This window comes from Pelagibacterium mangrovi, from assembly GCF_036662815.1.
Taxonomy (GTDB): Bacteria; Pseudomonadota; Alphaproteobacteria; order Rhizobiales; family Devosiaceae; genus Pelagibacterium; species Pelagibacterium mangrovi.
In genome coordinates this window covers 78771-100087 of the sequence record NZ_JBAFXA010000006.1, presented here as the reverse complement: position 1 = coordinate 100087, position 21317 = coordinate 78771, and the positions used below count along the sequence as shown (strand labels likewise).

The following is a 21317-nucleotide window of genomic DNA, read 5'->3' as shown; positions in this document are numbered from 1 at the left end:
GTCCGTCGCGATCATCCCGATGTGATACCATAGAATACTTGGCATCATACCCGTGACTTGGTAAACCGCCGGACCTTCCCGGTTTTCGGGAGGTTTAACCTTTTGAAGTGAGTGAAACGATGAGCACGTGGACACCTGACAGTTGGAGGACGAAACCGATCCTGCAGGTCCCGACCTATCCGAGCCAGACAGAGCTTGAGGCGGTCGAGGCCCGGCTCGCTTCGTTTCCCCCCTTGGTCTTTGCCGGCGAGGCGCGCGATCTGAAGGCCAATCTGGCCGAAGTCGCTGCCGGTCGCGCCTTCCTGCTGCAAGGCGGCGATTGCGCCGAGAGCTTTGCCGAGCACGCGGCCGACCATATCCGCGATTTCTTCCGCGTTTTCCTGCAGATGGCGGTGGTTCTGACCCATGGCGCGTCCAAGCCCGTGGTCAAGGTGGGCCGCATCGCCGGCCAGTTCGCCAAGCCGCGTTCGGCCGATACCGAAACCATCGACGGCGTGGAACTGCCCTCCTACAGGGGCGACATCATCAACGGCATCGAGTTCACGCCCGAGGCCCGCATCCCCGATCCGCACCGTCAGCTCGAGGCCTACCGCCAGTCGGCCGCGACGCTCAACCTGCTGCGCGCTTTTTCGGCCGGCGGCTTCGCCAATCTGGGCCGCGTTCATGAATGGACGATGGGGTTCATGAAGGATTCGAACTGGTATCCTCGCTATGAAGAGGTTGCCAGGAAGATCGACGATGCGATCGAGTTCCTGGGAGCACTGGGACTCAACCCCGAAAACACCCCAGTATTGCGCGAGACCAAGTTCTTCACCAGCCACGAAGCGCTGCTGCTCGGCTACGAGCAGGCGATGACGCGCCGGGATTCGATCACCAATGATTGGTACGCGACCTCGGGCCACATGATCTGGATCGGCGACCGCACCCGCAATCCCGATCATGCCCATGTCGAATATTTCCGCGGCATCAAGAACCCGATCGGCGTCAAATGCGGCCCGTCGATGTCCTCGGACGATCTCAAACGCCTGATGGAAGCCCTCAACCCCAAGGACGAGGCGGGGCGCCTGACGCTGATCGCGCGCTTTGGTTCGGACAAGGTCGAGGAACACCTGCCGCGTTTGATCGAAACCGTAAAATCGGAAGGCCGCACCGTCGTCTGGTGCTGCGATCCGATGCACGGCAACGTCGTCAAGGCTTCGACCGGATTCAAGACGCGCCCGTTCGACCGGATTCTTTCGGAAGTGAAGTCCTTCTTCGAAATCCACCGTCAGATGGGCACCGTCGCCGGCGGCGTGCATGTGGAAATGACCGGCGCCGACGTGACCGAATGCACCGGCGGCGTCTCGGCGGTCACCGAAGCCTCGCTTTCGGACCGCTACCACACCCATTGCGATCCGCGCCTCAATGCTTCCCAGGCGCTGGAGCTTGCCTTCCTCATCGCCGAGGAAATGCACGACCATCGCACGCACAGCACAGCCGAGGCCGTCGGGTACTGATCGTACCCTCGATGTGAACGAAGAAAGGCGCTGCCCCCGGGTGGCGCCTTTTGCTTTGCGCGTCTTCAGCCAACATTAACCCTAACGCCTCATAACTGGCGCAAACATCGTTGTTGCGCGTCGTTCGGAGGGCTCAATGTCGCGTATTCTCACTGGCCTGGCCGTGGGTCTTCTGACTGCGGCGGCAAACGCGCCGGCATCGGCCGCCGATTGGCTCGGCGGGCAACCCCAAGGGTTCCGGCCTGCCTATCCCATGGCCATGGAGCCAATGGAAGACAGCCTCGATTTTGAGGCAGGGCTTCGGTATTTTTATGGCATGGGCGGGCAGCGAACCTCGATCGGGCCGTTGGACTACTCCGCGGACGATGCGAGCCATTTCCTCGAACTTCATGGACGGATCGACGACCATTCGACCAGCACCTACGTTCAGGGCAATATCGGCTACGCCGCCGTTATCGACGGAGACTTCGAGACCCCGACCAGCCTTGGAAGGCAATCGACGGATTCGGGGATGATCGCTTATGGCGGCGCCGATTTCGGCTATCTGCCGTTGAAGGGCGATGGTTTCGGAGTCGGTGGCTTCATCGGATATCAATACCTCAACGAGTCGGCCGATATCGGACGAGGGGACTTTTATACCTCCTCGGGCGGTGGCAATAGCGAGCCCAACCTGCTTGAGGTCCATGGGCTGCGTCTCGGGATCACAGGCCGGGCAGAAATCAACGATGTTTTTGACATTCGTGTCGATGCGGCAGCCATTCCTTACGCCGCGCTGCGCGGCACTTATGGCGCGTTCGACCTCGGCACGACGCCCGCAGGTGGTCAGGGGTCTGCGGCGAGCATCAATGGTCATCTTTACGGCGGCGCGCTCGAAGCCATGGTCGGGTTCAAGCCGCATGAGAATTTCGCCGTCAGAGGCGGTTTGCGCGGCTATTATCTGACCGGCCCCACCGAGACCTATTTCGAAACGCGCGATGCAGACGGCAGTAATGCCCAGGGTTACATCCTCGAAGGCGAAACCGAACTCTTCCGTTGGGGCCCCGTAATCGAGGTGACCGGCACGTTCTAGGAAATCGTCATCCCGGCGTTCTTTGCCAGCGCTGTTGCTGGATTCCGGGAATAAATCCCGGAATGACAAGGCGAGTTTGGGTAACCCATTGCCCCACCCACACCGTTGTCACCCCGGGATTTATTCCCGGGGTCCAGCCTCAGCCCTTCCACAGCCGCCCAGGCCTGCATGGTCCATCCCCTGCCTTGCTCTCTCCGGCCGCGCGCTATAAGTCTTGCGCGCTCCTCTGACCGCCGGACCCCACAGTGACCGATACGCTCCGCATCGCCCTTGCCCAGCTCAATCCCAAGGTCGGCGCCATCGCCGAGAACCTTGCCGCCGCGCGCCGGACGCTGGCCGAGGCGGAGAGCGCGGGTGCGGATATCCTGATGTTCACCGAACTCTATCTCACGGGCTATTTCCCCGAGGACCTGCTGTTCCGGCGTCAGTTCGTGACCGAGGCCATGGATGCCGCAAAGGCGCTCGCACGCGACACCCGGGGCCTCAACGTCTCCGTCCTGCTCCCCACCATCTGGAGCGCCGATGGCAAGCTCTACAACAGCGTCATCCTCGCCGAGGACGGAGCAATCATCGACCGGCGCAACAAGGTCGAGCTTCCCAATGACGATATCTTCTACGAAAAGCGCTATTTCACCGTTGGCGAGCTTCCCGATCCCCTGACCATCAAGGGCATCTCCATCGGCGTGCCCGTCTGCGAGGACGTGTGGCACGAGCCGGTTTGCGAGAGGCTGGCCAACAAAGGCGCCGAAATCCTGCTCTGCCCGAACGGTTCGCCCTATTGGCGCAACAAGCAGCGCGTGCGGCTCGATCTGGTGCGCCAGCGCGTCAAGGAAACCGGCCTGCCGATCCTTTATTCCAATCAGGTGGGCGGGCAGGATGAACTGGTGTTCGACGGCGCAAGCTTTGGCATCAATGTCGATGGCTCGCTGGCCTTCCAGGGCAAGAGCTTCGTGGACGATATGGTCATGTCCGATTGGCAAAAGGACGAAACCGGCTGGCGCTGCGTGGCCGGACACGTCACCGATCTGGTGCCGGTCAATGAAGCACCCTGGCACGCGGCCATGCTCGGCCTGCGCGACTATGTGCACAAGAACGGGTTCAAATCCGTGGTGCTCGGGCTATCTGGGGGCATCGACTCCGCCGTGGTCGCCGCGCTTGCCGTCGATGCGCTGGGTGCGGAAAACGTCCACTGCGTGATGCTGCCCTATCGCTACACGTCCGAGGCCAGCCTGCGCGACGCCAAGCTCTGTGCACAAACGCTGGGCGTGCGCTACGATATCGTTTCGATCGGCGCGCCCGTGGATGCGGCCAACGAGAACCTCGCGCCGCTGTTTGCCGGCCTTGCACCCGATATCACCGAGGAAAATCTCCAGTCGCGCATGCGCGGCACCATTCTGATGGCGATTTCCAACAAGCTCGGGTCGCTGCTCATCACCACGGGCAACAAGTCCGAAATGGCCGTGGGCTATGCCACCATCTATGGCGACATGAACGGCGCCTACAATCCCATCAAGGACATGCTCAAGACGCAGGTTTATGAGCTGGCCAAATGGCGCAACGGCTATCAGCCGACCGACGTTTTGGGGCCGGCCGGCATCGTCATTCCGCCCGAAATCATCGACAAGGCGCCCAGCGCCGAATTGCGCCCCGACCAGACCGATCAGGATTCGCTGCCGCCCTATCCGGTGCTCGACGCCATCATCTCCGATCTGGTCGAGGAGGAGATGTCGGCTGCCGATATCGTGGCGCGCGGCTTCGATGCCGAACTGGTCAAGCGCGTCGAGCGGCTGATCTACATCTCCGAATTCAAGCGCCGCCAGGCTGCTCCGGGCCCAAAGCTCACGGCCAGGGCGTTCGGCATCGGGCGGAAATATCCAATCACCAACGGTTATCGCGACGGGAGTATCGCCCGATGAGTGCAGTGGTTCGCTATGCTCCCTCACCCACGGGGCGCCTGCATCTGGGCAATGCGCGCCCGGCGGTGCTCAACTGGCTGTTCGCCAAAAGCCGTGGCGGCCAATTCGTGCTGCGGCTGGACGATACCGACACGGCCCGTTCGACCGAGGAATTCGCGCAAGGCATCGAAACCGATCTGGCCTGGCTGGGCATCGTTCCCGATCTGAAAGCCCGGCAATCGGATCGCTTCGCGCTTTACGACGCTGCCCGCGACCGGCTGATCGCCGCTGGTCGGCTCTATCCGTGCTATGAAACCGCCGACGAACTCGACAGGAAGCGCAAGCGTGCCCGCGCCCTGGGCAAGCCGCCGATCTACGATCGCGCCGCGCTCAACCTGACTGATGAAGACAAAGCCAAGCTCGAAGCGGAAGGCCGCAAGCCGCACTGGCGGTTCAAGCTCGATGGGCGCCCAGTCCATTTCCTCGACCTCATCAAGGGCGAGCAGACCGTCAACACGGCATCGATGTCCGATCCCGTGTTGATCCGCGAGGACGGCACTTATCTCTATACGCTTCCCTCGGTGGTCGACGATATCGACATGGGGATCACCCACGTCATTCGCGGCGAAGACCACGTCTCCAACACCGGCACGCAGATCGAGATTTTCGAGGCGCTGGGCGGCGCGGTGCCGACTTTCGCCCACCACAACCTGCTGACCGACGCCGAAGGGCAGGGGTTCTCCAAGCGCCTCGGCTCACTCTCGCTGGCCCAACTGCGGGAGGAAGGCTACGAGGCGCTGGCTGTCGCCACCGTCGCCGCGCTGACGGGCACCTCGCTGCCGGTCGAGCCCTATCCGAGCCTCGAAGCCATCGCCGAGAAGCTCGATTTTTCGATGATCTCGCACGGCTCGGCCCGGTTCGACCCCGCCGAACTCGATACGCTCAACGCCCGGTTGGTGCATCATTTCGATTTCGAGGCGGTGCAAAAGCGGTTTCCCCAGCTCGAAGGGCTGACCGAGCCCGTCTGGCTCGCGCTGCGCGACAACGTCTCGCGCCTCTCCGACCTCGTGCCGCTCTATGAGGATATTTTCGTCAACGCCCAGCCGGTCGTCGCCGATGAGGATCGCGATTTCATCGCCATGGCGCGCGAAATGCTGCCCGAGGAGCCGTGGGACGAAAACACCTGGGGCGAGTGGACGGGTGCACTCAAGCAGGCGTCGGGGCGCAAGGGCAAGGCGCTGTTCCTGCCGCTGCGCCTCGCTCTGACGGGTAAGGCCGAAGGCCCCGAGCTCAAGGTTCTTCTTCCGGTTCTGGGACGTAAGGCGTCTCTGGCCCGACTATCCTGACTTCCCGGTCGCCGAATTCGACGATCCGCAGGTCGTTGCTTTCCACATCGGGCTGCTGCGCCAGCGTCGCCTCCGACGTGCCGTCGGCGCGCGGACGAGGGCGGGGCAGGGGGACGTAGATCGCATCGGCCACCACCGCCGCAACCCCGGCGCGCGGATCGCGCTGCGGCAGGGGAAAGGCGAGGTCCCCGAAATCGATTGCCGCCCGCGATTGCTCGCCCTGTTCCCCACCGATCGCAACGGTGCCCACCGGCTCGCGCGTCTGGCACGAACAATTCATGTCCACTTCCTGCCGGAAGCGAAACGCATAGGGCATGGACCGATAGGACGCGCCCGAAAGCGAGATCATGTCCTCGGGCTCTTCGCCGGGGTTGCGATAGGAAAACAGCGCCACCTCGGTGCCCGGACACATTTCGTGGCAGCGTATGGCGTCCTGCGCCACATAGCTGTCGGTGGTCGAAAAGCTGATCGGCCAATAAAAGCCGTCGCAGGTGCGCACGCAGACCGTGCGACGGGTCTGCTGGGTGGACCAGGGATCGTATTGGCCGTCGATATATCCGCCGCCGCCGCCACCGAACATGCCGTCGAGCAGATTGCCGCGCTGGCCGCCGAAGGTGACGCCCGACTGTCCGGCATCACAACCCGAACGGGCGAAATCGGCACTAAGCTGCTGATAGTTCCGGGCCAGGGACTGCCCCTCCCGCGCCATCGAATTCAACTGCTCGATCTGGCTCCGGCCCAGCGTGATCGTCCGGGCCAGCGATTGGCATTGCTGATTGAGTGCCTGGCCTGCGCTCATCATTTGCTGGCACCCGCCGCGCGACCATTGCCCCTCGGCCTGCTGCACTTCGCCCTGGCGCCTTTGCAACTCGCCCATGATGCCGTTGAAGCTCACGAACATCTCGTTGCGCTCGATGCCGCGCATTATGGCTGAAAGCTGGGCGCAATTCTGGGTCTGGGCCATCGCCGTCGAAATATCGCCGAAAACCACCCCGAGGGTGACGGCGATCATAAGCAGGAACCGGGCAGTGGGCATAAAGCGGGAACGATCCGAAATCATAATGTCCATGAAACGCCGCTACGGCCTGTGCATCAATCTAGAGGCTTTAACTGCGTCGAGCTATGGGCCATCTTAGCCATCAACGCCAATCACGTCCCGGTCTTTTCCACTCATGAAGCTCGCCACCCTGCGCAACGGCCGTCCCGACGGACATCTGGTCATTGTCTCCAACGACCTCACCCGTTTCGCCTCGGCCGGCCGCATCGCGCCCAATCTGCAGGCCGCGCTCGACGAGTGGGGGCGCTGCGCGCCGATCCTGCGGGCGGTGAGCGATCAGCTCAACAATGGCGAGATCGCGGGCATGCAGTTTGATTCGCGCGAGGCAGCCGCGCCGTTGCCGCGCGCCTATCAGTGGATCGACGGGGCGGGATATATGGTCCACCTCGACAGGGTCCGGTCCCTCAAGGGCAGCAAGGACGCCGAATTGCAGGACGAGCGGCCATTGCTCTATCAGGGCGGCTCGGACAGCTTCATCGCCGCCAACGACCCGATAATCGTGCCCGAGGACGATCTGGCCGTCGATTTCGAGGCGGAAGTGGTGGTCGTTGTCGCCCATGTTCCCATGCGCCCGACCAAGGAGCAGGCAAGCGCCGCCATCCGCCTTGTCGGCCTTTGCAACGACGTTTCGCTCCGCCGGCTGGTGGCGGGCGATCTGCAGAACGGGTTCGGCTTTTTCCATTCCAAGCCCGCCACCAGCTTTGCTCCCGTCTTTCTTTCTCCCGACGAGTTGGGCGATAATTGGCGGGACAATCGTCTCCATCTCAAGGTGCGCGTCCACGTCAACAACAGTCTTTACGGCCAGCCCAACGCCGGAAAGGACATGCGGTTCGATTTCGCCGACCTGATCGTGGCGGCAGCTCAGACGCGGGAGTTGGCAAACGGCACCATCATCGGCTCGGGCACGGTCGCCAACGCCCATGACGATATCCTGCCGCTCAAGCATGACGGCATCGGCTTCGGTTGCATCGCCGAGGCGCGGACCGCCGAAAAGGCGATGCTGGGCAAGGCCCGTACGCCGTTTCTCGCCTTTGGCGATTCCGTCCGCATCAACGCCGTCGACGCCGATAACCGCTCCGTGTTCGGCGCGATCGAACAGGTGGTCCAGCCGCTCTGAGATAAGTTGATTGATGTCATCAACTTTGATATTGAGCCTCGCACCAAATCACGTGCCGCGAGGACGCCATGGCCCGTTTCCACCCGACCCGCCGGCAATTCGGCCTCGGCCTCGGCGCCGCCCTGGCGCTGGCGCCCTTTTCGAGGGCCTTGGCGCAGGGGGAAACCCACACCATCACCAATTGGCGCGGCACCTACGACATCCCCGCCAATCCCCGCCGCATCATCGCCATCGACCAGCGTATCGATCTCGAAACCGCGCTTGTCCTCCAGGTTCCGCTCCTCGCCTATAGCGATCGACAGCTCCAGCCCTGGGTGCCCGCCGATCCGGCCATGCGCAAGATTTCCTCGCCTCCCAACATGGAGGAAATTCTGGGGCTCGAACCGGACCTGTTCATCTGCAGCGATTGGGGTGAGCTCGAAAACTGGCCCATTGCCCGCCTGAGCGAGATTGCTCCCGTGCTGCCGCTGACCAACGATCTCGACTGGCGTGAAAACCTCGCCAATGTCGGCGAATGGCTGGGCATCGAAGGGCGCGCGCGCGACGCGATGGGCCAGTATGATACTGCCGTAGCGGAGGTCGCACGAAAGCATGCGGCGCTGCTCGACACCACCAGGCTGGCGCTGCTCTATTACTTCCCCGAGGACGATCAGGTCTTCATCCGGGGCCATGACAGCGCGCAGGAGCGCGTGTTGCGCGATATCGGCGGCCATACGCTTGGCGCCGACGAATTCGAGACCGGCGCCGTCTCGATGGAAAACCTGCCCGACCTGCTCGCCGATGTGGACGTCATCATCTACAGCGACTTTTCCGGCGACGACAGCTACAGCCAATTGCTCGCCCACCCGCTTTGGCCGCGCGTTCCGGCAGTGGCGGCGGGTAAGGTCCATCATTCGGTAGGCAACACCAATTTCGGCGGCGCCTACACCGCAATGCAGATCGCCCGCGAGTGGGACGCTGCCTACTCCCTCCTGAGCTGAACGGAGCCGCCATGCCTTTCGTCAAAGCCCGCGTCGCCGCCCGCCGCTTCGTTACGCCCGGAATGGTCCGCGTCACGCTTGCCGGACCAGAGGTCGAAGCGTTCGAGGATACGGGAGTTTCCGATGAATTCGTGCGGATTTTCTTCCCCGATCCGGCGACCGGCCATCTGCCGATTCCGCAAGAGGACGACGCGGGGCGGGCGGTGTTTCCCGCTGGGATCAAGGAGCCGCACAACGAATATTATTCCATCCGCCGCATCGATAAAGCGGCGCGCGAAATCGATATCGATTTCGTCGTCCATGAGGGTGGGCTGGCCAGCGAGTGGGCGCAGAAGGCAGAGCCCGGCGATTGCATCGTCCTCGGCAAGGGGCGCTTCTGCTACGAGCCGCCCGAAGGGATGCAGTGGCAAATCCTTCTGGCCGACGCCACCGGGCTGCCGGCCCTGAGCCGGATTGCAGAGGAAACCTTTCCCAACGTCCGGACGATCGCGGTGGTCGAAGTCGCCGAGGCCGCGCATCGGCAAAATCTCGATATCGGCGATCACGTGGAGATCCGCTGGATCTATGGCAGCGGCAATGGCGTGGGGCCGAGCAATCTTTTGTCCAGCCTGCGCGCCATGGCCCTGCCGCAAGGCGAAGGCTACATATGGATGGCCGGCGAAATGCACGCCTCGCGCGGCATAAGGCGCTATCTGCGCGGAGAACTGGGCCTCACCGGCCGCGATTTTTCGGTGGTGCGCTATTGGCTCGACAACAAGGAAGCGTGGCGCGCCCGTTGGGACGGGCTCGACCCCAATGTTCGCCAGCAAATCGAAGCGCTATGGGACCAGGAACGCGATCCCGACGAGATCAGCGACATGTGGCACAACATGCTCGAAAAGCACGGCCTGTAACACGATCTGCTCAAAGTTTTTGCTGGAAGCGCTCCTAGGCCGGGTTCTTTTTTCGGGCGAGCATCATCTCCATCCCGTCGAGAAACCGTTCCAGCCCGAACCTGAACGTCCGCTCGGGATCGCCCGCGCCATATTCGGCGCCCGTGATCGGCCCGACGCGGCTGGAGATGGGGTAGGGGCTGTAGTCGAGCGTTTCGAGGAACGGTTCGATCTTGTGCCACCACTCGTCATCGCTCATTCCGGTGGCTTCGAAGACGAATTTCTGCCGCGCCGCATTGCGCACCGCTCCCGACACGAAGTCGAAAAGAGCGGTGATCGAAAGGTCCATCTCGATTTCATCAAGACCTATCCCTTCGACCGCGCTCAGCGCCACCTCATAGGACGCCATCGTGTTTGGCCCCAGAACCGGCCTGTGCGTCTGGAACTGCAACACCCAGGGGTGCTGGAGATAAAATCCCCACATCGCTTCGGCGATCACGGTCATGCGCGCGCGCCAGCCCATTTTGTCCCAATCGGGCGGCGCGGCTTTGCCGGGCGTCGCCACATGGTCGAGCATCAGATCGTGCAATTCGGCCTTGGAGGGGACGTGGGTGTAAAACGACATCGGTGAGATGCCGACCGCCTCGGCCACCTTGCGCGTCGAGACCGCTTCGATGCCTTCGGCGTCGGCGATTTTCACCGCGGCGGCAACGATCTGCTCGAGCCCGATTTTGGGCTTGGGACCGCGACGTCCGCCCTTGTCCTTGCCCCACATCAACTCCAGCAATTTCACCGGATCACCCCGGCCAGCGATATCCCGGCTCATTCAAGCTCCAAAAAACTATTTACACCGCACGAGATTGTGATAAACCTTGTGCGCTGTATATCATTAATCGACCCTGCCGCCAATCTCCTGCTGACATGCCCTGTCGGCGGGGTTGGTTAGGTTTTGCCTCAAGCAAGTCAACCCGGAGCTTAGCCATGATCCATGCCCGCGATATAGCCCGAACGTTCAAAACCAAGACCGGTATCGTCGAAGCGGTGCGGGGCCTCAGCCTCGACGTGGCCGATGGCGAGCTCGTCGCCTTCCTCGGCCCCAACGGAGCGGGAAAATCCACATCCGTGCGCATGCTGACCACGCTCCTGCCCATGACCTCGGGCAGCGCCAATGTGGGCGGACATGACGTGGCGCGCGAACCGGCGCTGGTGCGCCGCAAGATCGGCTATGTCGGGCAAAAAACAGCCTCTGGTCCCTATCACCGGGTCCGCGATGAGTTGATCATCCAGGGCAGGGCGCAACGCATGACCGAGGCGGCATCCCGCAAGCGGGCCGACGAATTGCTCGAAATGCTCGAACTTTCTTCCCTCGCCCAGCGCAATTGTTCATCGCTCTCTGGCGGCCAGCAGCGGCGGCTCGACGTGGCACTGGGGCTGATGCACACGCCCTCCATCCTGTTCCTCGATGAGCCCACCACCGGCCTCGATCCGCACTCGCGGGCCAATCTCTGGCAGCACATCACCCGCATCCGCAAGGAGACGGGCATGACCATCTTCCTCACCACCCACTATCTCGATGAGGCCGATACCATGGCCGAGCGGGTGATGATCATGGACAATGGCCGGATGATCGCCGACGACACCCCCGAACGGCTGAAAGCGGAACTGGCCGGCGACGTCATCCGCGTTTCGCTGACCAATGGCCACGAGGTTTCGACGGCCTCCGAGGTGGCCCAGCATCTGCCCCAGGCCCGCGACATCGCCCCTGTTGGCACAGCGCTCACCGTCACGGTCAAGGATGGGGAGGCGGTGCTGCCCCATTTCCTGCGCACCCTCCAGGACAAAGGCGTCGACATCGCCGCCGCCAATGTCAGACGCCCGACCCTCGACGACGTGTTCCTCGGCCTCACCGGCCGTTCACTGCGCGAGAACGCGGTGGCGGCTTGAGTCGATCTCCCGCCGATGAACTCATCGAGCGCCGCGCACCCCTCACCCCCGGCCCCTCTCCCTCAAGGGGAGAGGGGGGCTCTTGCGGAAGCGCTTGCAGCAATCGCCCCTTCTCCCCTTGAGGGAGAAGGTGGCCGCGAAGCGGTCGGATGAGGGGTGCGCAGCATCCGCCAAATCCAGGAATGCCGATAAATTGGAACCCACAAGGAACACGACAATGACCTTTGTTTCCGACACCCTTCTCTCCTTCCGCCGCGAAATCGGCCCGACGCTGAGAAGCTGGTATTACGTGATCTTCGGCGTCATCCAGCCGCTACTTTACCTCGGCCTCTTCGTGCCGCTGCTCGGCGCCATGCCGATGGCGGGAGAGGGCAATCCCTTGCAATGGTTCGTGCCCGGAATGGTGGTGATGCTGGTGCTTTTCACCACAGTTTCATGCGGTTGGGCGCTCACCGAGGAACTGGTCTCGGGCAGCTTCGAGCGCTTCCTCGCTACGCCCGCCAGCCGTCCGGCCCTGCTCGTCGGCCGAGCGCTCAAGGAACTGGCGCCGCTTCTTGTCCAGGCGCTGATCCTGATCGCCGTCGCCGTGCCCTTCGGCCTGCAACTGCACGTCCTGCCTATGCTGATCGGGCTGTTGTTCCTGTTGGTCTTCGGCGTGGGCGTCGCCTCGCTATCCTATGCGCTGGCGATTGCCTCCAAGCACGATGGGAGCCTCTTCTATCTCGTCTCCCATTCCGTCTCGCTGCCCCTGATGCTGCTGGGCGGCGTGCTGCTGCCCATGCAGATGGCGCCCGACTGGCTCTTCATCGCCAGCCGCTTCAACCCTTTGACCTATCTCGTCGAAGCCGAACGGGCGCTGTTCATGGGCGAACTTTTCTCGCTGACCGTCCTCTGGGGCGCGGTGGTTTCGGTTATCGTCGCCATCGTCGGGCTGGCAATCGGCGCATCCACAATCAAGAGAGCGACCCTGTGATGAAACTTCTTCACCTCAATCTCACGACCACGAACCCCACAGCGACCGCGGATTTCCTTTCGACCTATTTCGGTCTGCGCAACGAAGGCGGCAACAAGGCCTTCGTCCTGCTGCGCGACGACAACGACATGGTCATAACGCTGATGAAGGCAAAGACGGTGGAATATCCATCGACGTTTCATATCGGCTTCTACCCGGAAACCGAGGCCGAAGTGGACGCGTTTCACAAGCGACTCATTGCCGACGGCTTTTCGGTCACCGCCCCCGAGCGGGGCCATGGCTACAGCATTTACGTCGAGGCGCCGGGCGGATTTACCGTGGAAATCACCGCGTGACGGCGCGTCCATAACAACTCCGTGAGACGGTGGCGGCGGCCATCTCTTTCATGGCACGTTCGAAGTCTGGAGTTCGCATTGCGGCCTCCGCGGCGTCCGTCTTCGGGCGGCACCATTTTCAGACTGCTCCAAGGTCTCCGTTCCGGGGATGGCGTGTCGGCGCCATCCCCGTTTTTCTGTCTTGATTTGCCGAATTTTCGCGTCCATTGTGCGCGCCATGAAAACCAACAGCCTGATCTGCATTATCGGCTGCATCATTACCCGCTGACTTTTCGTTGGCGGCGCGGTTTTCATCATCCCGACATCAGGAGTGGACCCGCTGCCCGCGTGACAGCATACGCTTACGCCTGGGGACCATTTCATGTCGCACGAGCCGAGCCTGAAGCTCTACAACACGCTCTCCCGGAGCAAGGAGGACTTCGTCCCCATCGATCCGGACAATGTGCGCATGTATGTCTGTGGGCCCACCGTTTACGATTTTGCCCATATCGGCAACGCCCGCCCGGTCATCGTCTTCGACCTGCTGTTCCGGCTGCTGCGGCACGTCTATGGCCAAAGCCACGTCACCTATGTGCGCAACATCACCGACGTCGATGACAAGATCAACGCCCGCGCGCTGCGCGACTACCCCGATCTGCCGCTCAACGAGGCCATCCGCCGCGTGACGGAAGCCACGGCCAGCCAGTTCCACAAGGACGTCGCCGCCCTGGGCTGCCTGCCCCCGTCGATCGAACCGCGCGCCACCGAGCACATCGGCGGCATGATCGCCATCATCGAGCGGCTGATCGCGCGCGGCCACGCTTATGAGGCGGGCGGCGAGGTGCTGTTCCGCGTCGCTTCTATGCCCGATTACGGCCAGCTTTCGGGCCGCAATCTCGACGACAACATCGCCGGCGCCCGCGTCGCTGTGGAGAGCCACAAGGAAAACCCCGCCGATTTCGTACTCTGGAAAGCCTCGAGCGAAAACGAACCCGGCTGGGAAAGCCCATGGGGTCGCGGCCGTCCCGGCTGGCACATCGAATGTTCGGCCATGAGCGAGGCGTTCCTGGGCGAAACCTTCGATATCCATGGCGGCGGCCTCGATCTGATCTTCCCCCACCACGAGAACGAAATCGCCCAATCGCGCTGCGCCCACGGCACCGAGGTGATGGCCAACTACTGGATGCACAACGGCTATCTTCAGGTCGAAGGCCGCAAAATGAGCAAGTCCGAGGGCAATTTCGTCACCATCCACGAACTGCTCGGCACCGAAAAGCTGGGCGGCCGCACCTGGCCCGGCGAGGTGCTGCGGCTGGCCATGCTGATGACCCACTACCGCGAGCCCATCGATTTTTCCGCCGCGCGGCTCGAAGAGGCGGAGAACAGGCTCGCCGGTTGGCAACGCGCCGCCCAGGCCCACGACGGCACGCCGCCCGACGCCTCGACGCTCGCCGAACTGGCGGACGATCTCAACTTCTCCCGCGCCGCCACTGTGCTCGACGCCATGGCGCGCAAGGCCAACCGGGGAGAGATTTCCGCCGCCCATTGCCTCGCTGCCACGCTCGATTTCCTCGGCTTCCCGCTCGACAGCCTGATCCGCCAGGATGGCGACGACGCCGCCACGGCAGAAAAAGTCGCCGCCCGCCTCGCCGCCCTCGCGGCCAGGGATTTCGCCAAGGCCGACACGATCCGCGCCGAACTGCTCGAAGCGGGTATTCAGCTCATGGACTACAAGGATCCCGAAACGGGCGAGCGCAAGACGAAGTGGGAGGTGAAGCGGTGAGTGATCCTAAGCGGGTAGACGCGGCAAGCTCAGAGCACCCCTCACCCCCATCCCCTCTCCCTCAAGGGGAGAGGGGGGCTCCTGCCGCAGCACCCGCGACAACCGCCGCAGGGGTCCCTGCTGCAGAGCTTGCCCCAGACTACCCTTCTCCCCTTGAGGGAGAAGGTGGGCTTTGGCGAAGCGAAAGGTCGGATGAGGGGTGCGCAGTAGCGCCTCATCCACCCGTCGCGACAGTTCCTGCTGCAGAGCTTGCCCCAGGCTACCCTTCTCCCCTTGAGGGAGAAGGTGGGCTTTCGCGAAGCGAAAGGTCGGATGAGGGGTGCGCAGCCTCGATGAAGCCCGCCGGCGCCGGTTGGCGATCCGAAATCCCGAAGCGTAATCGCGGCTTTGCCAAATCAATGCGCCGCAACCCCACGGAAACCGAGCGCCAAATGTGGCTCATCCTCAAGGACCGTCGCCTCATCGATTACAAATTCCGTCGCCAGGTCCCCATCGGCCCCTACATCGCCGATTTCGTCTGCTATTCGGCCCGCCTGATCATCGAGCTCGACGGCAGCCAGCATGGCGAAGGATCGGACGCCGCCCGCAACGCATGGCTGCAATCGAAAGGCTTCCGCGTCCTCCGCGTCTGGAACAATCAACTGACGAGCGAACGCGACGCGGTGCTCGACGCTGTCTGGCACAACCTCACGGAGACCCAACATGGCTGAAGAACTGACCGGCGGCTGCCAGTGCGGCGCTGTGCGATTTTCCACCAAGCTGGTCGGGCGCGGCTCGATATGCCATTGCCGCATGTGTCAAAAGGCGTTCGGCAGCTTCTTCGGCCCCTTGGTCACCACCCATGACGGGCACTGGACGCGCGGCGAGCCGAAATGGTTCCAATCCTCGGACGCGGCGCGCCGCGCCTTCTGTGCCGATTGCGGCACCCCCCTGGCCTATGAAACCAAGTTCGGGCTGGAACTGGCCATCGGCGCCTTCGATCATCCCGAGAAAGTGCCGCCCGAAATCCAGGTCAACCTCGCCGACAAGCTGGAGTTTTTCGAGCAGTTGACGGCGCTGCCGGTGCGGGAGAACACCGATGAGTGGCGCGATTTCATGGCCGGAATTCATTCAAACCAGCACCCCGATCACGACACGGAAATCTGGCCTGCAAGGGAGGAGGAACTATGAACCGCATCGATATGGAGGTGAGCGGCGGCTGCCAATGCGGCGCCGTGCGCTACCACACGAGCCAGATGCTCGATAACTCGCATCTTTGCCACTGCCGCATGTGCCAGAAGGCGGTCGGCAACATCTTCGCCGCACTGGTCGCGGCGCCGGACGACAAACTCGTCTGGACCCGAGGCCAACCGGCTGTCTGGCACAGTTCCGAACACGTCGAGCGTGGCTTCTGCGCCAATTGCGGCACGCCGCTCTTTTATCACGACGTCAACAACGGCCGCACCAACCTCACCATCGGATCGCTCGACAACCCCGACGATTTCCCGCCCTTGGGCCATACCGGCACCGAGGCCAAGGTGAAATGGTTTTCGACCATCGTCACAATCGAGGACGGCGGCGCCACCGAAACGGACGCCGAGGAATGGGCGGCTGCGATAAAGGCAACCAACCACCAGCATCCCGACCGCGATACGCCCGATTGGCAACCAACCCAGAGACGGCAATGAGCGCATGGAGGAGTGCGTCCATTCCCGTCAACACCCCGATCACGACACTGACCATTGGCCTTAAGGGAGGAGCCAGATGAGCATGATCGACCATTTCGGACTGAGCGTTGCCGACTATGACAAGTCGCGCGCATTCTATGATGAGATATTGCAACCCCTTGGGTACAAGCGTCTTGTGGAGTTTCCCATTCCGCAGGGCATGATCGCCGGCTATGGCAGCGACAAGCCCGATTTCTGGATCAGCAGCGGCGGGCGCTGCACGGGCCATCTGCATTTCGCTTTTGCCGCGAAATCGCGCGCCGATGTCGATGCGTTTCACGCCACGGCGCTTGGGGCGGGTGGCCGGGACAATGGCGCGCCGGGCATACGCGAGATTTATCATCCCAACTATTACGGAGCCTTCGTTTTCGACCCCGACGGCCACAACATCGAAGCGGTGTGCCACGCGCCCGCCTGACATTTTCAGCAAGTTTTTTAAGCCTCACACATGACCAAAGAACGCCTCTACCTTTTCGATACGACCTTGCGCGACGGCGCCCAGACCACCGGCGTCGAGTTTTCGCTTGAAGACAAGATCGCCATTTCAAAGCTGCTCGACGGGCTCGGTCTGGACTATGTCGAAGGGGGCTATCCCGGCGCCAATGTCGTCGACACGGCGTTCTTTGCGCAAAAACGCACGAAGGCGGCCCAGTTCGTCGCCTTCGGCATGACCAAGCGGGCAGGGCGGTCGGTCGAGAACGATCCTGGCATTGCCGATCTCGTCAATTCCAGCGCCGATGCCATCTGCTACGTGTCAAAAGCCTGGGACCATCAGGTCAAGCTGGCGCTCGGCATCTCGACAAAGGAAAATCTCAAAAGCCTTGCCGAAAGCGTTCGCGCGGCCATCGACAACGGCAAGCAGGCCTTCGTCGATTGCGAGCACTTCTTCGACGGCTACAAGGCAAATCGGGACTATGCTCTCGACTGCGTACGCACTGCGCTCGAAGCCGGCGCGCGGTGGGTGGTGCTGTGCGATACCAATGGCGGCACCATGCCCGCCGAGATCGAGACGATCATCGCCGATGTGCTGACGGTGGCGCCCGGCGACAGGCTGGGCATCCATGCCCATGACGATACGGGCCAGGCCGTCGCCAATTCGCTGGCGGCGGTGAGGGCCGGGGTGCGCCATATCCAGGGCACCATCAACGGGCTGGGCGAGCGGTGCGGCAACGCCAATTTGATGACCCTGATCCCCACGCTGGTTCTAAAACCGTTGTTCGCCGACCGGTTCGAAACTGGCGTGAACGCTCAAAAGCTCGAAACGCTCACCCATGTCTCGCGGGCTTTCGATGAAATCCTCAATCGCGCGCCCAACCGGCACGCGCCCTATGTCGGCGCTTCGGCCTTCGCGACAAAAGCCGGCATCCACGCCTCGGCCATCGCCAAGGACCCCTCGACCTATGAGCACGTCGCCCCCGAAACCGTGGGCAATGCGCGCGCCATCATGGTGTCCCAGCAGGCCGGAAAATCCAACCTTTTGACCTCGCTCGGACGGTTCGGCATCCATCTCGCCAAGGACGATCCGCGGCTCGACAAGCTCCTGCGTCAGGTCAAGGAACGCGAGGCGCGCGGCTATTCCTATGACGGCGCCGAAGCCTCGTTCTATCTGCTGGCCCACAAGCTCCTGGGCACGCTGCCGCGCTTTTTCGATGTGACGAGCTACAGGGCATCCGTCGAGCGCCGGCACAACGCGCGCGGCGAGCTGGTCACCATGTGCGAGGCCGTGGTCAAGATCGATGTCGAGGGCGATGTGTTCATGTCGGTCGCCGAGGGCAACGGCCCCGTCAACGCCCTCGACCTCGCCATGCGCAAAGATCTGGGCAAGTATTCGAGCCGGATCGATGATCTTGAACTTGTCGACTACAAGGTGCGTATCCTCGACGGCGGCACGGGCGCGGTCACCCGTGTGCTGATCGAAAGCCGCGACGGGGCGGGGGACAGGTGGTTCACCGTGGGCGTCTCCCCCAACATCATTGATGCGTCTTTCGAGGCGCTATATGAGTCCTTCACCTATAAGTTGATGAAGACGGCATAGTCGTTATAGTTCAAACGACTGTGGCGACAAAACGAATCAAAATCTAAGGCCGATGCGGCGGCCGGGAACACTAACGGAGGCTCCACTGGCCGGTCCCTTTTCTCCCATTGCTCTGGCCATCGGCGCAGCCGCCGCAACCGGCTTGATCGTCATCGGCATCGTAGTCGGGCCGGGCACGGTCAACTGCTTCCAGCAGAGCGATTTTTCGGCCTGCATGGGCGAAACCTTCCTGGGCAACGGGATCACCGAAATCGCCGAAGCCGAGCCGACAAGCGACGTTGCCGCCCTTGCCGAGCCCCAGCCGGAACAGGCCGAAGAGCCCGAGCCCGCGCAAGAGCCCATTGCCGAGGAGCAACCCTCCGTCCAAATGGCCGACGGCGAGACGGCGGAGAGCGTATCGGAAGCAGTTTTGCCATCATTCGGTCTCGTGCGCGTCGAGCCGGACGGCGCGGCGGTCATCGCCGGCACCGCAACGCCGGATGGCGAGGTGCATATCTTTGCCGACGATGAACGGATCGGGACGGAAACGGCCGAACACACCGGCGATTTCGCCTTCGTCACCGACGACCCTCTGCCCGCCGGCGGGGTCGAACTGCGGGTACTCGATGTCGAAACCGGTGCCTATGCCGAGGAATCGGTTGTCGTGGTGGTGCAGGACGACAGGACGAGTGAGCCCATCGTAATCGCGTCGGAGCCCGGCGAGGCAAGCCAGATTCTGCAGGGTCTCGAACAGCCGCAGGCGGTTGCCGAGGCCGAAGCGCCCGAGACGGACGCGGTTGCCGATGAGGCGTCGGTTGCCGAGGAAGAGGCCGGGGCTGAGGAAGAGGCGGTGGCCGAAACGCCTGCCGCCCCCCAGCAGGAGGGCGTGGCCGAAGTCGCACCGCCATCGGTTCCCGAAACCGAATCCATGGTTGTTGCCGATGTCGACGAGCCTGCTGTTCCGGTCGAAATCGTTCCTGCCACGCCGCAGGTCGCTCCCCAATCCAATGCGCCCGCTCCCGCCGAACCTGCCGCCGAAGCGCCCGGCACGCCGGCTGGAGAAACCGCAACGATTGCACCGCCGCAGCCAACGCCGGGCGGCGTGACGCCGCAAGTGGAAATGCCATCGCCGGCCGAACTGGCCGACAATCAGGTCGCCCCTGCCGCGCCCGCGCCTGAAGCCCCGGTTGCGCCCATGGCGGCGCCTGAACCGCAAGCCCAGGAGCCGGAGGCGCGCGAGCCTGCCGTGGAGGCTGCGGCGCCGGAGCCGCAGCAGACCGCAGCGCCCCGCCCGGAGGCGCCAGCGGAGGTCGAAAGCCCGGATGAGCCGGCCACGCCCCCGGAAACCACTCCTGCCGAGCCCGTCATGCCGGAACAGGATGAACCGGCAGCCGAACCCGAGGCTAATGAACAGCAAGTGGCCGAGCGGCAGCCCGTCACGGAACCCGAAGCAACGGCAACCACGGCGCAGCCGGAGGTGCGGCTCGTCCAGCCGACCATCGACGCGGTGGAAATCGACGGCGACCGCAATTTTTTCGCCGGGGCCGGAACCGACGGCATGACCGTTCGCCTCTACGTCGACAATGAACTGGTCGGCACCACCCAGGTCGCCGATGGACGTTGGCTGGTCGAAACCATCGGCGTGCTCGAACAGGAAACCCAGCGCGTGCGCATCGATATGCTCGGCCCTGACGGGGCGGTGGTGGGACGCGCCGAAGTGGATTTCGTCCTCGATCTGCCCGAGAGCGTCGATGAGGAAATCGCGGTGGCCGATACGACCCCGCCGGGGCCCGCCGCCGAAACCACGGCTGAGGCCGAAGCCCCCGCCGAACCTGTCGAACCCGTGCCCGCGATCGAGCCGGAGCCTACCGAGCCGGAAGCACCCGCACCCGCCGAGCCTGCGGATGTGACCGAACCCGCCGCTGAGCAGCAGCCCGCCGAACAGCCCGCTGCGGAAGCCGAGCAGCCCGCTACGGAAGTTGAACCGGCTGAGCGCGAAGTGCCCACTCTGATCGGGATCACCGAAGGCGGGCGCACGACATCGGGGCTGGCCATCATCCGTTCGGGCGACAATCTGTGGACCATCGCGCGACGCGTTTATGGCGAAGGCATCCGCTATACGCAGATTTTCGAGGCCAATACCGATCAGATCCGCGACCCCGATCTGATCTATCCCGGCCAGGTCTTCGACCTTCCCGAAACCGATCAGGTGATCGGGCAAGACGATACCGCAGCTTCGGTCGAGGAGTGATCGGCAAGGAACGGCGGGCTCGCCGTTCCTTGCCTTGCATCTCCGGAGTGTTTGCTTTATCGTTATCTAACGATGGAAGCAGCGCCAATGCATGAAGACGATATCGCCACCCTGATGCGCGCCCTGGGCCACCCGGTTCGGCTGGAGATTTTGCGTATCCTGGCCAAGCGCGCCGAAAATTGCTGCTGCAACGACGTGACCGATTGCCTTTCGCTCGCGCAGAGCACGGTTTCCCAGCACCTCAAGGTACTGCTCGATGCGGGGATCATCGAGCGCAAGGCGCAAGGCACGCGCAACAATTACCGCGTTCGTCTCGACCGGCTCACCGCCTTCAATCTGGCGGTGGGGGATTATCTTTCCGGTCTGGGAACCCAGGACGAAAGCTGCGAGCGCTCGCTGCAGGCCGCCTCCTGATCCAACGCCAAAATACAATAACCAGGATCGTTTCGGCACGCTTTTGAAACGGCGCAGCGATCCTGCAATTGCCTCACCCGCCTGCC

Annotated in this window: 20 protein-coding genes; 18 read left to right on the top strand and 2 right to left on the bottom strand. The window is 62.9% G+C overall.

Annotation, left to right across the window (positions count from 1 at the left end):
• Window positions 1-119: 119 nt before the first annotated feature.
• The 4 genes from V4T21_RS11695 to gltX all read left to right on the top strand — a co-directional run bounded on the left by V4T21_RS11695 (window position 120) and on the right by gltX (window position 5806).
• Entirely contained in the window at window positions 120-1496 is a 1377-nt protein-coding gene (locus V4T21_RS11695) for a class II 3-deoxy-7-phosphoheptulonate synthase (protein ID WP_332716820.1), read from the top strand.
• A gap of 136 nt (window positions 1497-1632) precedes the next feature.
• Window positions 1633-2565: a hypothetical protein gene (locus tag V4T21_RS11690; RefSeq protein ID WP_332716818.1), complete on the top strand. Its 933-nt coding sequence runs from the start codon at window positions 1633-1635 to the stop codon at window positions 2563-2565.
• A gap of 245 nt (window positions 2566-2810) precedes the next feature.
• Window positions 2811-4481 carry an NAD+ synthase gene (locus V4T21_RS11685; protein WP_332716815.1) on the top strand — a complete coding sequence of 557 codons (1671 nt, stop codon included), beginning with the start codon at window positions 2811-2813 and terminating at the stop codon, window positions 4479-4481.
• On the top strand, window positions 4478-5806 hold the full coding sequence (gene gltX, locus V4T21_RS11680) for a glutamate--tRNA ligase (protein WP_332716813.1): 1329 nt from the start codon (window positions 4478-4480) through the stop codon (window positions 5804-5806). Before V4T21_RS11685 ends, gltX begins: the two co-directional genes overlap by 4 nt.
• Here gltX and V4T21_RS11675 read toward each other — a convergent pair.
• A complete protein-coding gene (locus tag V4T21_RS11675; RefSeq protein ID WP_332716810.1) occupies window positions 5751-6818 on the bottom strand; it encodes a DUF2865 domain-containing protein in 1068 nt (355 codons plus the stop codon). The genes gltX and V4T21_RS11675 overlap by 56 nt on opposite strands.
• A 160-nt stretch (window positions 6819-6978) precedes the next feature.
• On the opposite strand from V4T21_RS11675, the gene V4T21_RS11670 reads away from it, so the two are divergent.
• The 3 genes from V4T21_RS11670 (at window position 6979) to V4T21_RS11660 (ending at window position 9853) form a co-directional block, all read left to right on the top strand.
• A complete protein-coding gene (locus V4T21_RS11670; RefSeq protein ID WP_332716807.1) occupies window positions 6979-7980 on the top strand; it encodes a fumarylacetoacetate hydrolase family protein in 1002 nt (333 codons plus the stop codon).
• A gap of 68 nt (window positions 7981-8048) precedes the next feature.
• Window positions 8049-8960: an ABC transporter substrate-binding protein gene (locus tag V4T21_RS11665; RefSeq protein ID WP_332716805.1), complete on the top strand. Its 912-nt coding sequence runs from the start codon at window positions 8049-8051 to the stop codon at window positions 8958-8960.
• Between the two features lie 11 nt (window positions 8961-8971).
• The gene (locus V4T21_RS11660) at window positions 8972-9853 is read left to right on the top strand and encodes a siderophore-interacting protein (RefSeq protein WP_332716802.1); all 882 of its coding nucleotides are present in this window, start codon (window positions 8972-8974) and stop codon (window positions 9851-9853) included.
• Window positions 9854-9887: 34 nt separating this feature from the next.
• Here V4T21_RS11660 and V4T21_RS11655 read toward each other — a convergent pair whose 3' ends face one another.
• A complete protein-coding gene (locus tag V4T21_RS11655; protein WP_332716799.1) occupies window positions 9888-10658 on the bottom strand; it encodes a TetR/AcrR family transcriptional regulator in 771 nt (256 codons plus the stop codon).
• 155 nt (window positions 10659-10813) lie between these two features.
• On the opposite strand from V4T21_RS11655, the gene V4T21_RS11650 reads away from it, so the two are divergent.
• The 11 genes from V4T21_RS11650 to V4T21_RS11600 all read left to right on the top strand — a co-directional run bounded on the left by V4T21_RS11650 (window position 10814) and on the right by V4T21_RS11600 (window position 21231).
• On the top strand, window positions 10814-11776 hold the full coding sequence (locus V4T21_RS11650; RefSeq protein ID WP_332716796.1) for an ATP-binding cassette domain-containing protein: 963 nt from the start codon (window positions 10814-10816) through the stop codon (window positions 11774-11776).
• 217 nt (window positions 11777-11993) lie between these two features.
• Window positions 11994-12749, top strand: coding sequence for an ABC transporter permease (locus V4T21_RS11645; protein WP_332716795.1), 756 nt, complete (start codon window positions 11994-11996; stop codon window positions 12747-12749).
• Window positions 12749-13084 carry a VOC family protein gene (locus tag V4T21_RS11640; protein ID WP_332716792.1) on the top strand — a complete coding sequence of 112 codons (336 nt, stop codon included), beginning with the start codon at window positions 12749-12751 and terminating at the stop codon, window positions 13082-13084. The genes V4T21_RS11645 and V4T21_RS11640 overlap by 1 nt, the downstream gene beginning before the upstream one ends.
• Window positions 13085-13445: 361 nt before the next feature.
• Window positions 13446-14846 (top strand): cysteine--tRNA ligase, encoded by a 1401-nt coding sequence (gene cysS / locus V4T21_RS11635; protein WP_332716790.1) that lies wholly within the window; start codon window positions 13446-13448, stop codon window positions 14844-14846.
• Window positions 14847-15178: 332 nt separating this feature from the next.
• Window positions 15179-15556 carry an endonuclease domain-containing protein gene (locus V4T21_RS11630; RefSeq protein ID WP_332716788.1) on the top strand — a complete coding sequence of 126 codons (378 nt, stop codon included), beginning with the start codon at window positions 15179-15181 and terminating at the stop codon, window positions 15554-15556.
• Window positions 15549-16016, top strand: a complete 468-nt coding sequence (locus tag V4T21_RS11625) for a GFA family protein (RefSeq protein WP_332716786.1) — start codon at window positions 15549-15551, stop codon at window positions 16014-16016. The genes V4T21_RS11630 and V4T21_RS11625 overlap by 8 nt, the downstream gene beginning before the upstream one ends.
• The gene (locus V4T21_RS11620; protein WP_332716783.1) at window positions 16013-16513 is read left to right on the top strand and encodes a GFA family protein; all 501 of its coding nucleotides are present in this window, start codon (window positions 16013-16015) and stop codon (window positions 16511-16513) included. Before V4T21_RS11625 ends, V4T21_RS11620 begins: the two co-directional genes overlap by 4 nt.
• 82 nt (window positions 16514-16595) lie before the next feature.
• The gene (locus V4T21_RS11615; protein WP_332717472.1) at window positions 16596-16970 is read left to right on the top strand and encodes a VOC family protein; all 375 of its coding nucleotides are present in this window, start codon (window positions 16596-16598) and stop codon (window positions 16968-16970) included.
• A 30-nt stretch (window positions 16971-17000) separates the two neighbouring features.
• Window positions 17001-18587, top strand: coding sequence for a citramalate synthase (gene cimA, locus V4T21_RS11610; protein WP_332716781.1), 1587 nt, complete (start codon window positions 17001-17003; stop codon window positions 18585-18587).
• Window positions 18588-18729: 142 nt separating this feature from the next.
• The gene (locus V4T21_RS11605; RefSeq protein WP_332716779.1) at window positions 18730-20817 is read left to right on the top strand and encodes a LysM peptidoglycan-binding domain-containing protein; all 2088 of its coding nucleotides are present in this window, start codon (window positions 18730-18732) and stop codon (window positions 20815-20817) included.
• A gap of 87 nt (window positions 20818-20904) precedes the next feature.
• A complete protein-coding gene (locus V4T21_RS11600; protein WP_332716777.1) occupies window positions 20905-21231 on the top strand; it encodes an ArsR/SmtB family transcription factor in 327 nt (108 codons plus the stop codon).
• The last annotated feature ends 86 nt before the right edge of the window (window positions 21232-21317 follow it).

Bases quoted from the DNA above. Each gene is read 5' to 3' on its own strand.
- cimA (WP_332716781.1), top strand. From the start codon at position 17,001: ATGACCAAAGAACGCCTCTACCTTTTCGATACGACCTTGCGCGACGGC.
- V4T21_RS11665 (WP_332716805.1), top strand. From the start codon at position 8,049: ATGGCCCGTTTCCACCCGACCCGCCGGCAATTCGGCCTCGGCCTCGGC.
- V4T21_RS11655 (WP_332716799.1), bottom strand. From the start codon at position 10,658: ATGAGCCGGGATATCGCTGGCCGGGGTGATCCGGTGAAATTGCTGGAG.
- V4T21_RS11600 (WP_332716777.1), top strand. From the start codon at position 20,905: ATGCATGAAGACGATATCGCCACCCTGATGCGCGCCCTGGGCCACCCG.
- V4T21_RS11620 (WP_332716783.1), top strand. From the start codon at position 16,013: ATGAACCGCATCGATATGGAGGTGAGCGGCGGCTGCCAATGCGGCGCC.
- V4T21_RS11625 (WP_332716786.1), top strand. From the start codon at position 15,549: ATGGCTGAAGAACTGACCGGCGGCTGCCAGTGCGGCGCTGTGCGATTT.
- cysS (WP_332716790.1), top strand. From the start codon at position 13,446: ATGTCGCACGAGCCGAGCCTGAAGCTCTACAACACGCTCTCCCGGAGC.
- V4T21_RS11615 (WP_332717472.1), top strand. From the start codon at position 16,596: ATGATCGACCATTTCGGACTGAGCGTTGCCGACTATGACAAGTCGCGC.
- V4T21_RS11675 (WP_332716810.1), bottom strand. From the start codon at position 6,818: ATGATCGCCGTCACCCTCGGGGTGGTTTTCGGCGATATTTCGACGGCG.
- V4T21_RS11640 (WP_332716792.1), top strand. From the start codon at position 12,749: ATGAAACTTCTTCACCTCAATCTCACGACCACGAACCCCACAGCGACC.
- V4T21_RS11650 (WP_332716796.1), top strand. From the start codon at position 10,814: ATGATCCATGCCCGCGATATAGCCCGAACGTTCAAAACCAAGACCGGT.
- V4T21_RS11645 (WP_332716795.1), top strand. From the start codon at position 11,994: ATGACCTTTGTTTCCGACACCCTTCTCTCCTTCCGCCGCGAAATCGGC.
- V4T21_RS11670 (WP_332716807.1), top strand. From the start codon at position 6,979: ATGAAGCTCGCCACCCTGCGCAACGGCCGTCCCGACGGACATCTGGTC.
- V4T21_RS11690 (WP_332716818.1), top strand. From the start codon at position 1,633: ATGTCGCGTATTCTCACTGGCCTGGCCGTGGGTCTTCTGACTGCGGCG.
- V4T21_RS11660 (WP_332716802.1), top strand. From the start codon at position 8,972: ATGCCTTTCGTCAAAGCCCGCGTCGCCGCCCGCCGCTTCGTTACGCCC.
- gltX (WP_332716813.1), top strand. From the start codon at position 4,478: ATGAGTGCAGTGGTTCGCTATGCTCCCTCACCCACGGGGCGCCTGCAT.
- V4T21_RS11695 (WP_332716820.1), top strand. From the start codon at position 120: ATGAGCACGTGGACACCTGACAGTTGGAGGACGAAACCGATCCTGCAG.
- V4T21_RS11630 (WP_332716788.1), top strand. From the start codon at position 15,179: ATGAAGCCCGCCGGCGCCGGTTGGCGATCCGAAATCCCGAAGCGTAAT.